General features: G+C 33.5%; 16 protein-coding genes and 2 pseudogenes. 8 read left to right on the top strand and 10 right to left on the bottom strand.

Features of this window, described 5'->3' with window-relative positions:
• Window positions 1–183: 183 nt before the first annotated feature.
• The 4 genes and pseudogenes from ACW0JX_RS05025 to ACW0JX_RS05010 all read left to right on the top strand — a co-directional run.
• Window positions 184–285 (top strand): annotated as a pseudogene (locus ACW0JX_RS05025) (TetR family transcriptional regulator); the annotation flags it as partial.
• A 194-nt stretch (window positions 286–479) separates the two neighbouring features.
• On the top strand, window positions 480–791 hold the full coding sequence (locus ACW0JX_RS05020; protein WP_000433732.1) for an ArsR/SmtB family transcription factor: 312 nt from the start codon (window positions 480–482) through the stop codon (window positions 789–791).
• A gap of 280 nt (window positions 792–1,071) precedes the next feature.
• Window positions 1,072–2,247, top strand: a complete 1,176-nt coding sequence (locus ACW0JX_RS05015; RefSeq protein ID WP_459245444.1) for an MFS transporter — start codon at window positions 1,072–1,074, stop codon at window positions 2,245–2,247.
• A 691-nt stretch (window positions 2,248–2,938) separates the two neighbouring features.
• Window positions 2,939–3,049, top strand: a complete 111-nt coding sequence (locus ACW0JX_RS05010) for a YjcZ family sporulation protein (RefSeq protein WP_000505669.1) — start codon at window positions 2,939–2,941, stop codon at window positions 3,047–3,049.
• 59 nt (window positions 3,050–3,108) lie between these two features.
• On the opposite strand, the gene ACW0JX_RS05005 is transcribed toward ACW0JX_RS05010, so the two are convergent.
• From ACW0JX_RS05005 to ACW0JX_RS04995, 3 genes are read right to left on the bottom strand one after another with little or no spacing between them, the layout of a single operon-like run.
• The gene (locus ACW0JX_RS05005) at window positions 3,109–3,480 is read right to left on the bottom strand and encodes an ATP synthase subunit I (protein ID WP_459245443.1); all 372 of its coding nucleotides are present in this window, start codon (window positions 3,478–3,480) and stop codon (window positions 3,109–3,111) included.
• A 39-nt stretch (window positions 3,481–3,519) separates the two neighbouring features.
• Window positions 3,520–4,104 carry a CDP-diacylglycerol--serine O-phosphatidyltransferase gene (gene pssA / locus ACW0JX_RS05000; RefSeq protein ID WP_043938275.1) on the bottom strand — a complete coding sequence of 195 codons (585 nt, stop codon included), beginning with the start codon at window positions 4,102–4,104 and terminating at the stop codon, window positions 3,520–3,522.
• Window positions 4,097–4,555: a MarR family winged helix-turn-helix transcriptional regulator gene (locus tag ACW0JX_RS04995; RefSeq protein ID WP_000198944.1), complete on the bottom strand. Its 459-nt coding sequence runs from the start codon at window positions 4,553–4,555 to the stop codon at window positions 4,097–4,099. Before ACW0JX_RS04995 ends, pssA begins: the two co-directional genes overlap by 8 nt.
• A gap of 577 nt (window positions 4,556–5,132) precedes the next feature.
• Between ACW0JX_RS04995 and ACW0JX_RS04990 the strand changes: the two genes are divergently transcribed.
• On the top strand, window positions 5,133–5,399 hold the full coding sequence (locus ACW0JX_RS04990; protein ID WP_000400965.1) for a YmzC family protein: 267 nt from the start codon (window positions 5,133–5,135) through the stop codon (window positions 5,397–5,399).
• A gap of 168 nt (window positions 5,400–5,567) precedes the next feature.
• Here the strand turns inward: ACW0JX_RS04990 and ACW0JX_RS04985 are convergent, their stop codons facing one another.
• Entirely contained in the window at window positions 5,568–6,122 is a 555-nt protein-coding gene (locus tag ACW0JX_RS04985) for an HPP family protein (RefSeq protein WP_000368844.1), read from the bottom strand.
• Between the two features lie 116 nt (window positions 6,123–6,238).
• Window positions 6,239–6,823, bottom strand: coding sequence for a CGNR zinc finger domain-containing protein (locus tag ACW0JX_RS04980; RefSeq protein WP_001158447.1), 585 nt, complete (start codon window positions 6,821–6,823; stop codon window positions 6,239–6,241).
• Window positions 6,824–7,238: 415 nt separating this feature from the next.
• Between ACW0JX_RS04980 and ACW0JX_RS04975 the strand changes: the two genes are divergently transcribed.
• Window positions 7,239–7,778: a DUF4352 domain-containing protein gene (locus tag ACW0JX_RS04975; protein WP_001035579.1), complete on the top strand. Its 540-nt coding sequence runs from the start codon at window positions 7,239–7,241 to the stop codon at window positions 7,776–7,778.
• A 103-nt stretch (window positions 7,779–7,881) separates the two neighbouring features.
• On the opposite strand, the gene ACW0JX_RS04970 is transcribed toward ACW0JX_RS04975, so the two are convergent.
• A complete protein-coding gene (locus ACW0JX_RS04970) occupies window positions 7,882–8,139 on the bottom strand; it encodes a hypothetical protein (protein WP_000013694.1) in 258 nt (85 codons plus the stop codon).
• A 197-nt stretch (window positions 8,140–8,336) separates the two neighbouring features.
• On the opposite strand from ACW0JX_RS04970, the gene ACW0JX_RS04965 reads away from it, so the two are divergent.
• Both ACW0JX_RS04965 and ACW0JX_RS04960 read left to right on the top strand, forming a co-directional pair.
• The gene (locus tag ACW0JX_RS04965) at window positions 8,337–8,462 is read left to right on the top strand and encodes a YjcZ family sporulation protein (RefSeq protein WP_000540377.1); all 126 of its coding nucleotides are present in this window, start codon (window positions 8,337–8,339) and stop codon (window positions 8,460–8,462) included.
• Between the two features lie 810 nt (window positions 8,463–9,272).
• On the top strand, window positions 9,273–10,655 hold the full coding sequence (locus ACW0JX_RS04960) for an alpha/beta hydrolase (protein WP_459245442.1): 1,383 nt from the start codon (window positions 9,273–9,275) through the stop codon (window positions 10,653–10,655).
• 95 nt (window positions 10,656–10,750) lie between these two features.
• Here ACW0JX_RS04960 and ACW0JX_RS04955 read toward each other — a convergent pair whose 3' ends face one another.
• The 4 genes and pseudogenes from ACW0JX_RS04955 to ACW0JX_RS04940 form a co-directional block, all read right to left on the bottom strand.
• Window positions 10,751–11,137 (bottom strand): hypothetical protein, encoded by a 387-nt coding sequence (locus ACW0JX_RS04955; RefSeq protein WP_000631589.1) that lies wholly within the window; start codon window positions 11,135–11,137, stop codon window positions 10,751–10,753.
• Window positions 11,138–11,165: 28 nt separating this feature from the next.
• Window positions 11,166–11,285: pseudogene (locus ACW0JX_RS04950) on the bottom strand (GNAT family N-acetyltransferase); the annotation flags it as partial.
• Between the two features lie 188 nt (window positions 11,286–11,473).
• Window positions 11,474–12,136, bottom strand: coding sequence for a class D sortase (locus ACW0JX_RS04945; RefSeq protein WP_459245441.1), 663 nt, complete (start codon window positions 12,134–12,136; stop codon window positions 11,474–11,476).
• Window positions 12,137–12,192: 56 nt separating this feature from the next.
• Window positions 12,193–12,780 (bottom strand): excalibur calcium-binding domain-containing protein, encoded by a 588-nt coding sequence (locus ACW0JX_RS04940; RefSeq protein ID WP_459245440.1) that lies wholly within the window; start codon window positions 12,778–12,780, stop codon window positions 12,193–12,195.
• Window positions 12,781–12,956 lie beyond the last annotated feature (176 nt).

The following is a 12,956-nucleotide window of genomic DNA, read 5'->3' as shown; positions in this document are numbered from 1 at the left end:
TGTAACTCATTTATAGCATAGGAAAAACTTTTAAAATAAAGAGTGGGATAAACATAAAATTTTTCTTAAATCTTCAGTTGGGTTTTATTATTACTCTTCTTAGATATCCGCCATTGATAGCTAGGCAACAACATGCTTAAACCTAACAATACTATCATTTTTGCACGTAATCCTCGTAGTACTTTAACCGATAAAGCATATATAAAATCATGTGAATCATTTGTTCAGTTAAAACATGAAATTAAGAAATATATGACGTACTATAATCACTCTTGCTATCAATAGAATTTAAAAAAGATGACTTCTGTTTGCATACAGAAATCATCTTTTTTAGGTTGCCTAACTTTTTTTAAAATGTCCTTTACAAAGGGTACAGATCAAGAGCACCTTATTCCTATTCGAGGGTATAAACTATACCTTCTTCCCTTAAAATCACACAAACCCATTTACAAATCTATAAAAGTAGATATAATATCCTTATGGAACCTTCATTAATTTATAAAGCATTGTCAAATGAAACAAGATGTCAAATTTTATCATGGTTAAAAAATCCAGAAAACCATTTCGACGAAAAACCTTATTTAGAACAGGGGATTAATTTTCAGATTGGAGTGTGTGTAGGAGATATTCAGCTTAAAACTGGCTTAGCCCAATCGGTTATTTCTAGTTATTTATTAACTATGAAAAAGGCAGGACTACTAGACTCTGACCGAATTGGAAAATGGACATATTATCGTCGAAATGAAAAAACAATACAAGCGTTTTCTGAATACGTTCAAAATGAATTATAAAGTAAAAGCAAATAATCAACCTACCAATTGATTATTTGCTTTCACACATTCTGCTTTTATATAGCTGCCCAATACATTCTTTTTAAAACTTCGCTACCTATAAAAGAAAGAAACATAGAAAGGAGCATTTTTTTAATATATCATATCTAGTTATTTAGATATCTGTTTTTGTGTTTAACATTACATAATTTTAATACTATTGACATCCAATCATGCTCATTTCTTTGTTAATAAATCGATTTCACTTTCAAAATAATAATAAGAATGGAGAGTTTTACAAATGAAAAAAGTAAGTCCTTTACTTATTCTTACACTAGCAATAGGGGTGTTTGGAATTATTACTACCGAGATGGGTATTGTCGGTGTATTACCACAAATCACTCAGAAATTTGACATTTCAACTGCACAGGCAGGATTTTTAGTAAGTATATTCGCACTAGTCGTTGCTATTTCTGGTCCGTTTTTAATTCTGCTCGTCTCTAGTATTAATCGTAAAATAATTTTATTAATAGCAATCTTTATTTTTGTTATTTCAAATATAATCTACTCTTATACAACACAATTTGAAATCATGCTTATTTTTCGTATTTTACCTGCAGCACTTCACCCACTCTTCTTTTCAATCGCTCTTGTAACTGCTGCTAAACTTGTCCCTCCTGAAAAGAGTGGTCAAGCGGTTACAAAAGTTTTCATGGGAATTACGGTTGGCTTTGCACTAGGTGTACCATTAACCTCTTACCTTGCAGATCAATTTTCATTAGAAATTGCTTTCTTATTCGGAGCGTTTATTAATGCCCTTGCATTCATTGGAATACTAATCTCACTTCCTTCTATGCCCGTTAAAGAAAAAATGTCTTTCGGCAAACAAATTCGTATACTCGGCAAACCAGGGTTATGGTTAAATATTTTAACTGTCACATTCCTTTTTGCAGCCATGTTTTCCGTATACAGTTACTTCGCCGAATACCTTGCAAAAGTAACTTCCATGAATGGATCGCTCATCAGTATCATGCTATTCATATTTGGTATAGTTATGATTTTAGGCAATCATTTATTTGGTAGTCTTCTGCAAAGAAGCATAGTAAATACAGTAATATCGTTCCCTATTTTATATTCTATTGTTTATATATTGGTTTATTATTTAGGTTCTTATCTTGTTCCAATGATTTTTATGGTATTCATTTGGGGAATCGTGCATGCTGGTGGATTAATTGTTGGTCAAACATGGTTAATAAGTGAAGCAAGAGAAGCACCCGAATTTGGTAATAGCCTATTCGTTTCATTCTCAAATCTCGGAATTACTCTAGGAACAACTATTGGAGGCTGGTTCATTTCAAACTTAGGTATTCACCAACTTATTTGGAGTGGATTTATATTTACACTACTTTCATTTCTATTAATTATAATAAAACTAAAATTTTTCACTTCTAATAACCTAGCTTCATTATCAAGCTAGTACATTTCAGTTCCAAATTGGATAAAAAACATTATAAAGTGAAACTTTAATCAGCTCTCACCAATCGGGTGTTTATGGGCAGCCCGGCAAATAGCGGGATAAATTCTATATAAAATACTGGTTATTCTTCTTATAAGATTTTATAAACTATAAAGTATGACACTCAGAGCCTTTAGTTATAAATACAAGTTAAAGGCTTTTTATATAAAAATAGCCTTAAAAGGTGCTAATTTTATGGAACATCATCAAAATAGAATACTAAAAAAGGTTCCATTGCTGGAGCACTCAAAAAATAATATAACTAAACGAATTAAAACAAGGAACAGACAATTAAAATATACAAATAAAATATAAATAAATCTATATATATGTAATATTACATATAAAAATCCTATTTATCGCTGCTATAATAAACTTACTCGATGATTGTTATATTATTCATAGGTTATACCTTCTTAACACCAATTTTACAAAGAAAAAAAGACATCTTAATTGATGTCTTTTTTTCTTATATGATAACGACGCAATACAATTAAGATAATTCCAGTCAGAAGAATGCACCTTAGGGTGTCTTTTTTTATTTTCCAAAGGACCTGCTCAATTATTGCGTAAAAAACATAAAGTAATTTGAATCGGTTAAAATACATGAGTGTACCCTTGTTTTCCCCTCTTATTAAAAGGAGGAACTATTATGGGTTTTGGTGGTAGTTGCGGCGAAGGCTGCGGTTTTGCTGGAGGATTTGCTTTATTAGTTGTACTGTTTATTTTATTAATCATCGTTGGAGCTTCTTGCTTCTGCTAAAAAACTATCAGAAAAGACACTCTTATATGGGTGTCTTTTCTTTATAATAAAGTGAAACTTTATTCCTCCGCATCCCTCATACTGTAATACCCCAAATTAATAATAACCAAGAAATATCCACTCATAATTCCAGCAGCGAATGTCCACATGAATTCATCGTGTTCAATTTCATACATAATAATCGCGCCGAGTATTGCGGCTGCGAACCGGTTCATCATTCCGAGCATCGGTGCTTTTTCTTTTTTTACAATGCTATCTCCGAACTTTTCAATACGCCTTCCTAAAATCCAGGCACAGTACATACTCACCAAAAGGCCAATGCTTATCCCTACAAACTGGGCTGAAAAAGGTGTCAGCAACCATCCCAATAACATTACGCCTAGCAAACAATACATTTGTATGTTAAACGATTTTAGTGCCATACGAATCATGTTATTCTCCTTTATCTTTCTCATTGTAATTCCGTATCATCAATCCAATCTTCCAGGCTTCAAGCTTTCAGCTATATCTTTTTTAAAATGAGGGAATTTGATTTTGCTCACCATTAAATAAGCGAGTACGCATGTACCAAACGCCACGGAAACTGGATTCTTTAAAAAACATAAAATGAGGAGACACATCGCCGCAAATGGAATCGGCATACCGATAAAGGTCGGGAGTTTGCTTTGCTGTGTGTTAAATCTTGCAAGCCGAAGCATTCCGCAAATACTATAAGCAAGCGCACATATCATCCCGATAGACTGCAAATCTTTTAACGCGACACTATATGCAAGAATAGACGGTGCCACACCAAAAGTAACTAAATCCGCAAATGAGTCCAACTCTCCACCAATTTCCGAAACAGAATCCAGTTTCCGAGCAACCATGCCATCAAAAAAATCAAACAACATACCCGTAATAATAAAAACTGCTCCCAAATAAATATCGTGAACGAAAACAGCGTAAATAGCTAAAAGCCCACATATAAAATTTGCTATCGTAATCATATTTGGTATGAAACTCATAATACACTTCTCCTCCTTTCTACTAATTGCTTCATCTACGTTCTTACTCATTACAATTAAGATCCTTCTGCTTTTCTTCCAATATCACTTTATTTATTTTCGTTAACGTCTCGGTCATTTGCTCTAGGGCATTTATATCGATTTTAGAAAAATATTTCTCAATTAATACATCATCTAACTCAGACAACCGCTCTATATACTTACTACCGTTTGGACCAAGTGTAAGAAAATACTCCCGTTTATTATTAGGGTTTACTTGTTTTGAAATCATCTTCTGTTTCTCCAATTTCGATAAAACTTGGCTAACGGCACTTTTTGATACATTAAAAGTAGTCGCAATGTGATTTGCTGTCGTGTTTTCATTTAAATTAATATGAAATAGCATGCTCTCTTGCTGTCCGGTAAGACCGAACTCATCTTTTAACTCCTGGAATAGTAAAATGTAGAATTCATTATAAGCTCGGTTCATTTCATTAATTACTTCTTTATACGTTCTAGTCATAGCGTTATTCCTCCATGCTTTTATTTCGTTTCGTTCAATAGTTAAGTTCACTTAACTTAACTATAGTATACCGTTATGTTCGTGTAAAGGGAAATATAACTCTACACTTTATCAGTTGTGCTTTTAATGTATGTAAAACTTTCTCTCTCTCTTCATAATCTTCTACATCAGCTTCTTTCCAAATCTTAAGATTAGCCCCCTCCCCTTTCTCCAGTTATATTGCTGCAAGACCAATGTATAAGACATAGCATCTAAATCTTCATCTATATCAAGCTCATCTAAACACTCTTCTAAAACAAGTTAAGTCACTGCTTCCTTCATCCAAATACCCAATTAATCGTTCTGAATAATCAAAAATAAAAACAATTAAATTCCATATAGACCCATTACTGGTTAAAATGTTATAATAAAATCACCCTACATAGTTACTCATAGCCAGACTGAGGAACTAGCGTCTTATTAAGTAATGCGCATAACTAAAATAAAAAAGACACTTTACGGTGTCTTTTTTATTTATATTCCTAGGAATTATCTCTTTTATAAACACACTCTATCAAACAGTAAAGGAGACAAACAGATGGAACATCCTGTTGCAAGAGAATTACGTTTTATACGGGTATGTCTTATCATTTTGATTATTGTCATTGCATTCTGGGACCGGGAGAAAACTGTGGAAATTACTGATCACGGTAGCGATCCTATTTTAAACACCAGCAATATGACCCAAGTTGGTGAGAATACATTTGCATACAAAGACGAATCGAATCAAATTAAAATATTTAAGTTTAATCCAGATACAAATGAAATAAAATTAATAAAAGAGTTTTATGCTAACGAATATTAATTACATGAATTAAATAATTCAAATCTGTAGAAGACACTTTAAAGTGTCTTTTTTTTATGAACTACAAAGTATGAGAACCCAAGCCATTACGACTAAGGCTTTTACTATATAAAAAATAAAACATAGTAAGAATAGAATACTCACTTAAATTATTTTTCACTTCACAAACTACATCCAAAAAGTTGGATAACTTCTTTTACTACTCATATTATTAATAAATAAAGCAATAACTACAATAACAACGGAGCCAATTAAAACTGGTGTTACTAAATAACTCCAACTATTTGCTCCTAAAATAACGATAATCGGATCGGCGCCTGCCGGAGGATGCGTCGTTCTCGTTAACATCATAACGGCTATTGCCATCCCCACCGCTAAAGCAATTGTCCAATATTCATTCCCAAACAAATGATATATTGATAGACCAATGAAAGTTGAAATCAAATGTCCTCCAATAATATTACGCGGCTGAGATAATGGCGCATTCCAAACTCCAAACGCTAATACACAACTCGCACCAAATGGAGCCATTAATAATTCTGTAGAGGTTATGCTCGTTAAATATGTTAAGGTAAGAATTGTTAAAAATCCCCCTAGTAGTCCCGTTAAAGAGTCCTTTACATTTACTTGTAATGGGCTTCTTCCTTTCCCTTTCATTTTTGTAAAATATCGTACACTTATTGGTTGAGGATCTTTCTGCTTAGTTGCTGTTATATTATCCATCGTTCTCCTCCTTTATTTACCAACAATTATAACTCGACATAACTAACCTGTAAATATTAATTTAAGGGGTTAGTTATAAAATACAAAAAAAGAATCAACTGTTATAAGTTGATTCTCTAAACTTCTTCAAATTTTCGATCCTGAAATTTTGCTACCTTTTTCCGGTTCCCACATATTTTCATAGAACACCATTTTCGTTTTCCACTCTTATCTATAAATAATAAAACACAGTCAGGATTTGAACACCTTTTAAGGGAAATAAGCTTATTTTCTGCTATTAACGTTAAAGCGTCAAATGCAATTAACGATGCGAGTACATCCTCGATTTCTCCAACTGGGATAGATACTAGCTGCTGTTCAATGATTTTATATGTAAATGGTGCCTTCTCAATTTGTTTTTCTAAATACGTAATAAAATCATTAGAAATTTCTTGCTGATCAGCAATTGCCTCAAACTGTTTTCTCAATACTTCCCTTACCTCTAATATGCTAGATGTAACTTGATCCATTCGCTTCTGAATTCCTATAAGTGTTTTTTCATTCCAAAAAGGAAGATTAACCTTTATTACATGTAGCCATTCTAATACATCTTCATCTGTTATTAATAAATCATAACGTTGTCCACGCCTAACTAGCTCTGTATTTACTAAATCTAATGAGGGATTTCCAGATATAAGCGGGAATTGTTTTGTTTCCTGCATGTACTCATCACCTTCTCTTTAAACAATCATATTCCAGATTAATACAGAAGTGCAACTTTTTTATAAACTACAAAGTATGAAGATTAAAGCCTTTAGCCATAATTACGACTAAAGGCTTTTTGTATGTAAGTAAATGAAAAAGGAGCTACTTTTATGGAACATAATAAAAATGGAATGCTTGCTTTAATTGTTTTATTTTTAGGATTAGCATTTTTTGTAAGTGGAATGGTTTATCATTTATGGGGCTCATTTTAATTTCAACTTTTAGACAGATAAATAATTCGAATCAGAGAAATGTACAACACTTTCCCTTTTCCTTCCAAAATTAATATAATAAGATATAAAATGTAATACATATACAAATATATATAGCACTCATTAAAAGTGCTTCTATTTTGGAAGGAAGAAACAAACGATGAACAAAAAGTTATTAGCATCATTATTATGTAGCACATTCTTGTTTGGAGTATCAGCTTGCAGTTCACATGATGCGCCTGCGAAAAATGAGCAGGCGACTTCTAAAAAAACTGAGAATGACAAACTTAGCAGCAAGGATCCGCAAAAAGAACTTCCTACCAATGTAGATTCCTCTGATGTATACATGTCAATGGGATCTGCCGAATCATTAGATGTTCTAGGGACTGGAGAAGTTAAAGCACAAGGTGTCTTTAAAGTATTAGACATCGCCGTTTATAATCGTAAAGAAGAACCCATTACACTAGATATTAACAACTTTAAATTAATTGATGGATTTGGAAGAGAATATCACATTTCCAATGAATATCAGTCAGTACTTAAAGCTGCGAATATCTCCACATTCAAATTTAATATTGTTAATCCTAATGAAAGTTCGGAAGGAAACATTGTATTTGATGTACCGAAAAACACGCAAGGATTAACTTTAAAAATTAATAATGATAAGTTAGATAAAGAACTCCAATTAAAAGTGGAATAGGCCAATAAATGCGTCTCCCTTAACATTCTCTATTGACATAAAAAAGTACAGTCCTTTCCACAGCAGACTGTACTTTTTTATTTATCATTTCACATAACATTCCCTAATTTTTTTGACTAGATGCTCTCCAATCACGAAAAGATGTTGGGCGTCCAGAAAAAGCTCTTTGCTTTGTAACAGATGGTTTTTCTTCAGGAGTCATTGTTTTTTCTTTAAGAGTCGCTGGTTTTTCTTTAAGCGTCACTGATTTTTCTTCAAGAATAGTCACAGCTGTTTGCATTTTCTCTAACTGTTCTTTCAACAATTGTTGTTCAATCTTTAAATCCGTAAGTAAACGTAAAATCATCTCAGAATTAGCCATAAGATCCTCCTTCCCCCAATACACAGAATAAAATACAATATGTAGCAGACGAAATACCGGTGACAAAAATAAGGTCGTCAACTCTTTTTAACTTCCAAAATCCTTTTATTTTTTTAAGGACCTGCTCCATTCACCCTTAAAAACATAAATTAAATTAAATCCATTAATAAATGGTCTTTATGGAAGGAGGAGTTAATATGGGCTATGGAGGTAGTTGTGGTGGAGGCTGTGGTTTCGGCGGCGGATTTGCCTTACTTGTTGTGCTCTTCATCTTATTAATCATCGTTGGCGCTAGCTGTTGGGGCGGCGGATTCGGCTGCTAAGGAGAGGCACTCTTGAGAGTGTCTTTTTTTTGATATGTGGCTCATATACATATTGTTCAAATCTATATAATTTTTAAAAATATAGTTTTAAAGCATATTTCTCAATGAATACAAAAACTTAACATGGTAAAATAATATTTGGATGGGAGTCCAATATATTATTAAAATTAAGATGGTTCAAGTCGAAGGAAGGCACCTTAGGGTGTCTTTTCTTTATGACTTCTATCATCAACAAAGGGTGATACAAACTATTACATATGTTTGTACCACCCTTTATTGATGCGTTTAGACTTCACAGGTGTTGAAGCTTTAGACTTCTCCCTTAGTGTACCCATATTATTAGAACATCCTGTAATCTGTAGACAAAATGTAGCTAATAAAAACAATATTAATAATTTCTTCAATAAATCCTCCTACATACATAAAACACCATATGTTACAAAATAAACATAACATCAACTCTTTATAAAAACAATACAATCCTCGGTCCTTAAGCTATCTCTTAACATAAGAGTACCGCCACATATTCATCAAGCTAAGATTTTAAAATATCCTCTACTTAAGGAATTTGTAAGTATCAAGTAAGAAAAACGAGAGCTTTGTTTCGTATAATCAAAATATAAAGTGAAGGAAGAAAGATTATTTCTGGGATTAATATGCATGTGACAAGAGAAGAAATCTACGTTTTTTTAGAATAATAATATGAGTATGTCCAAGTTTTGGAGATTGCTTGCAAATATTTTGAAGTTTTCGCACCAGAATTCTAATTACCATACCTGTTTTTTACCATCACATATTGGAGGTTAAAACATGAATAAAAAAAAGAAAATACAAAGATCAGTACTTACCTTTACCCTACTCTTTTCTTTAGGCGTTTCATCTTTCCCGCTTACAACAACTATTCACGCAGATACACGTGAGAAACAATCTGCTGAAAAGAAATTAATCTCTTTAACGGAGCGTACATCATTATTTTTTGAATATCTCCAGCAAGGTAAGTATGCAGAGGCACTACAGTTGACGTCTACTGCTTTTCAATCCAAGTTTACAGCAACCACATTACAAAACTGGTGGACACAAAGTGGCTGGAGCGGGATAAAAAGCATGGGAACCCCTGTGATAAAAGAACGAAACTTGGTCCATCAGACGGTAGAAATTCCAGCAGCTACCGAAGGAACTACCATACCACTACTCCTTAAATTCACACCTGGCGGGAAAGTAGATGAAATTGGAGAAAGGCCACCCGAGGAATCTTTTACCATCCCCCATCCTAGCTATGATCAACCTAACTCCTATCAAGAACGTGAAATCGTCATTGGAAATTCTACCTATCCGTTACCAGCGACATTAACAGTTCCGAAACATAAGCGTGGTGAAAAGCTGCCCGTAGTTGTTCTTGTTCATGGTGCTGGCATCCATGATCGCGACAGCACATACATGGGAACAAAAATCTTACGAGACATTGCGGTGGGCCTTTCATCCAACGGAATTGCAGTGTTGCGCTATGAAAAACGTACCTTAGAACATGCATTAAAGATGAGTGCAGAACCCGTTACGTTAGACCGTGATACTACAGATGATGCTATCTATGCAGCAAAATCCGCAGCGCAGCAGGAAGGCATTGATCCAAATAATATTTTCATTCTTGGACATAGTCAAGGAGCCGGTACAATGCCACGTATACTGAGCAAAGCGCCTTCCTCACTTGTCCGAGGAAGTATCTTACTCGCACCACCTGCACGCCCTTTGACTGACATTGCCATTGATCAGTATGAATACCTTGGGGCGTCAAAGCAAGAAATCGATGAACTAAAAAGACAGGCTGCTTTTATTCAGGATCCTACTTTCAATCCTGACCATCCGCCAGCTGGCTACAATTTTGGGTCACCTCATTTTATGTATGATGTTTCTAGGTGGCGTCCAGTTGAAGAGGCAAAATCACGAAAAGAGCCTTTACTCATTTTACAAGGAGCACGCGATTATCAAGTAACAGTAAAAAATGAATATACAAAATGGCAAGAAGGGCTTGCAAACCGCGGGAATGTTCAGTTCAAAAAATACCCGAAATTGAATCATTTCTTCACGGAGGGTGACGGAGAATTAAGTCTTCCTAGTGAATACGAAATCCCTGCTAACGTTCCCGAATACGTCATCCAGGACATTATTACATGGGTTAACGAGACAAAAAAATAAGAAAACATCAAAAGCCTTCATGCAATTATCATTGCGTGAAGGCTTTTTGAAACTGGTGATTCAGAGATAGCTATTATAATGCATCAAAACAAAAATTATATTTTTCTACGTACTAAATAAAACGCTAAGGAACCCATAATAACAGGTGCAACGAAGTCAAAGAAATATGAAAAAGAAAAATTAAAAAGAAAAAGAAATGGTATAAGTGTATAGATAACGGCTAGTCCTATAAATAAAGGAATTCCAAATTGAAACTCTCGACATCGTTTAATTTTCCTATATAAAACTTCCCCAATTAGACAAGCTATAAGAGCTGGTATACTACCATAAGTGACGATAGTTTTTATGAACCCCTGTAAAACGTCTGGGTGAATAAAGCTAGGATTAAAAATATATGAAATTAAGAACCATCCAAAAATAAAAGCAAATAGACTTGCAGCATAACTAACTACAAATTTTATCAAAGTAAGCAACGTAATCATCCTCACAATTCCCTAATATTATCTTCATTTTATCATTTTCTCTTAAAAAGATTCCAAAAGGGTATACTTGCCCTTCAGCTTTCTTTTTTAACGCTTGTTCAAGACGTATTTTTTGATGTTATTTTGTATAAAAAACTTTTGGGAGCAACCTGTTCTGTTAGGTTGATAGCGATGGGGTGCCGCCAGCATTTCGAAAAAAATCACGCTAAACAAAAAACTATAACAAACTTTCCATATTGGCAACTAAATTACATAAAAAAAGACACTCTAAGGTGCCTTTCTCCGACTCGATAACCACTTTAATTTTACTAATGTGTATTGGACTTTCCATCCTCATCAATGAATGGAAAGTAGAGATGCTTCAATTATGTACCGATCTGGAGCGTCTCCTATATAGTCAAAAGGATAACAAGTTGTTAATGTTAATGTCGGCTCACTTTTTTCTACAATAACTGTTCGATCTTCTGAATCTGTTATCCAATGCTTGTTAATTTCATATGTATATGTTTTATTTTCATATTCCACGATAAGTTGGTCATTTTCCTTTAATTGACCAAGCTCGGTAAAAACAGTATCTCTATGTCCACTTAAAACTGTATGACCATTTCCAGATGGTGTAGTAGTTAAGTCACTAACAAACATACCTACACCCTTTTTTAGTACTTTATCATCGGCTCCCCAATATATAGAGTATTTCTGTTGTATTTTAGGGATAATTAAATATGCTACTTTATCTCCTAACTGATGGTTTACCTTTGAAGCAGGAATTTGTACAGGTTCTTCTTGTAATGAAGTGTCAGTCTTTATCTCTGTCCCTGCTTGATTGATGTTTTGCTTTTCATTTTCTTTAGAAGGTGTGGCGGTCTCATATTGTTTAGCCTCGTTAGTTGTCAACGACTCTGCTGATTGTCTAGCACTATACCATTCTAGAAAATAATAGGAAAAGATAGTAAGTCCAATAACAGTTAAACATAAGCCTATCCATTGTTTTTTATTCACTCTTATCACTCCATTTGAAAACGACAGGATTTCTCCTGCCGTTTTAAGGAACTATTTTATGCGTTTGTCTTTTTACGACGGAACATTAATACAGATCCAGCTAATGCTAATCCTAAGCTTGCTAACATCATTGTAACACCGTTTGATGCTGTATTAGGTAATTTTTCACCTTGTTTTTTCGTTTCTTTTTTCACAACTGTATTAGGATTTTTCTTTGTTTCTTTTGCAGTTGTTTGAGGCTTAGTTTGTTCTTGTTTATTATTTGTTGTTTGGTTGTTTTGTTTTGAATTCTCTTGCTTAGTGTTTTCTTGTTTAACAGGTTCTTGTTTAGTGTTTTCCTGTTTAGTATTTTCTTGTTTAGGTTGTTCTTGAGGTTTATTAGTTTCTTTATTTTCTGTTGTAGTATTTGTGCTCTTTGGATATTTATAATCTTCACATGGAATGCCGTCTTTATCATTATCTAAACGGTGCGGATCATTTCCAACACCATATCCATTTTGATCCCAGAATGCTTGAGCATCTTGTTGACTTTTAAAATGGCCACAGTTTTTTGTATCATTAGGACTTTTAGCTGCAAATGCAGAAGAACTGTACCCCACTGTTAATAGTGTTACCGCTGTTGCTGAAGCTAATAATTTTTTCATAAATTCCTTTATCCCCCTAAATGGTATGTATTTACATTGAAATATTTTACATTCAAAAAATTAAAAATACAATAATAATTTGTAGATAAATGTAAGATTTCTAGATAATAATACCAAACTATTAATTCATATATTATCATATTGTGTCGAAAGAAAATAAAAAAAGAACCAAGGCC

The organism is Bacillus sp. C-3-6, assembly GCF_054509685.1.
This window is presented reverse-complemented; position numbering and strand designations above follow the sequence as displayed.

Coding starts and splice junctions, on each gene's coding strand:
- ACW0JX_RS04985 (WP_000368844.1), bottom strand. CDS start 6,122: ATGGATAATATAACAGCAACTAAGCAGAAAGATCCTCAACCAATAAGT.
- ACW0JX_RS04990 (WP_000400965.1), top strand. CDS start 5,133: ATGGAACATCCTGTTGCAAGAGAATTACGTTTTATACGGGTATGTCTT.
- ACW0JX_RS04995 (WP_000198944.1), bottom strand. CDS start 4,555: ATGACTAGAACGTATAAAGAAGTAATTAATGAAATGAACCGAGCTTAT.
- ACW0JX_RS05015 (WP_459245444.1), top strand. CDS start 1,072: ATGAAAAAAGTAAGTCCTTTACTTATTCTTACACTAGCAATAGGGGTG.
- ACW0JX_RS04965 (WP_000540377.1), top strand. CDS start 8,337: ATGGGCTATGGAGGTAGTTGTGGTGGAGGCTGTGGTTTCGGCGGCGGA.
- ACW0JX_RS04955 (WP_000631589.1), bottom strand. CDS start 11,137: ATGATTACGTTGCTTACTTTGATAAAATTTGTAGTTAGTTATGCTGCA.
- ACW0JX_RS04980 (WP_001158447.1), bottom strand. CDS start 6,823: ATGCAGGAAACAAAACAATTCCCGCTTATATCTGGAAATCCCTCATTA.
- ACW0JX_RS04970 (WP_000013694.1), bottom strand. CDS start 8,139: ATGGCTAATTCTGAGATGATTTTACGTTTACTTACGGATTTAAAGATT.
- pssA (WP_043938275.1), bottom strand. CDS start 4,104: ATGAGTAAGAACGTAGATGAAGCAATTAGTAGAAAGGAGGAGAAGTGT.
- ACW0JX_RS04975 (WP_001035579.1), top strand. CDS start 7,239: ATGAACAAAAAGTTATTAGCATCATTATTATGTAGCACATTCTTGTTT.
- ACW0JX_RS05005 (WP_459245443.1), bottom strand. CDS start 3,480: ATGATTCGTATGGCACTAAAATCGTTTAACATACAAATGTATTGTTTG.
- ACW0JX_RS05010 (WP_000505669.1), top strand. CDS start 2,939: ATGGGTTTTGGTGGTAGTTGCGGCGAAGGCTGCGGTTTTGCTGGAGGA.
- ACW0JX_RS04940 (WP_459245440.1), bottom strand. CDS start 12,780: ATGAAAAAATTATTAGCTTCAGCAACAGCGGTAACACTATTAACAGTG.
- ACW0JX_RS05020 (WP_000433732.1), top strand. CDS start 480: ATGGAACCTTCATTAATTTATAAAGCATTGTCAAATGAAACAAGATGT.
- ACW0JX_RS04960 (WP_459245442.1), top strand. CDS start 9,273: ATGAATAAAAAAAAGAAAATACAAAGATCAGTACTTACCTTTACCCTA.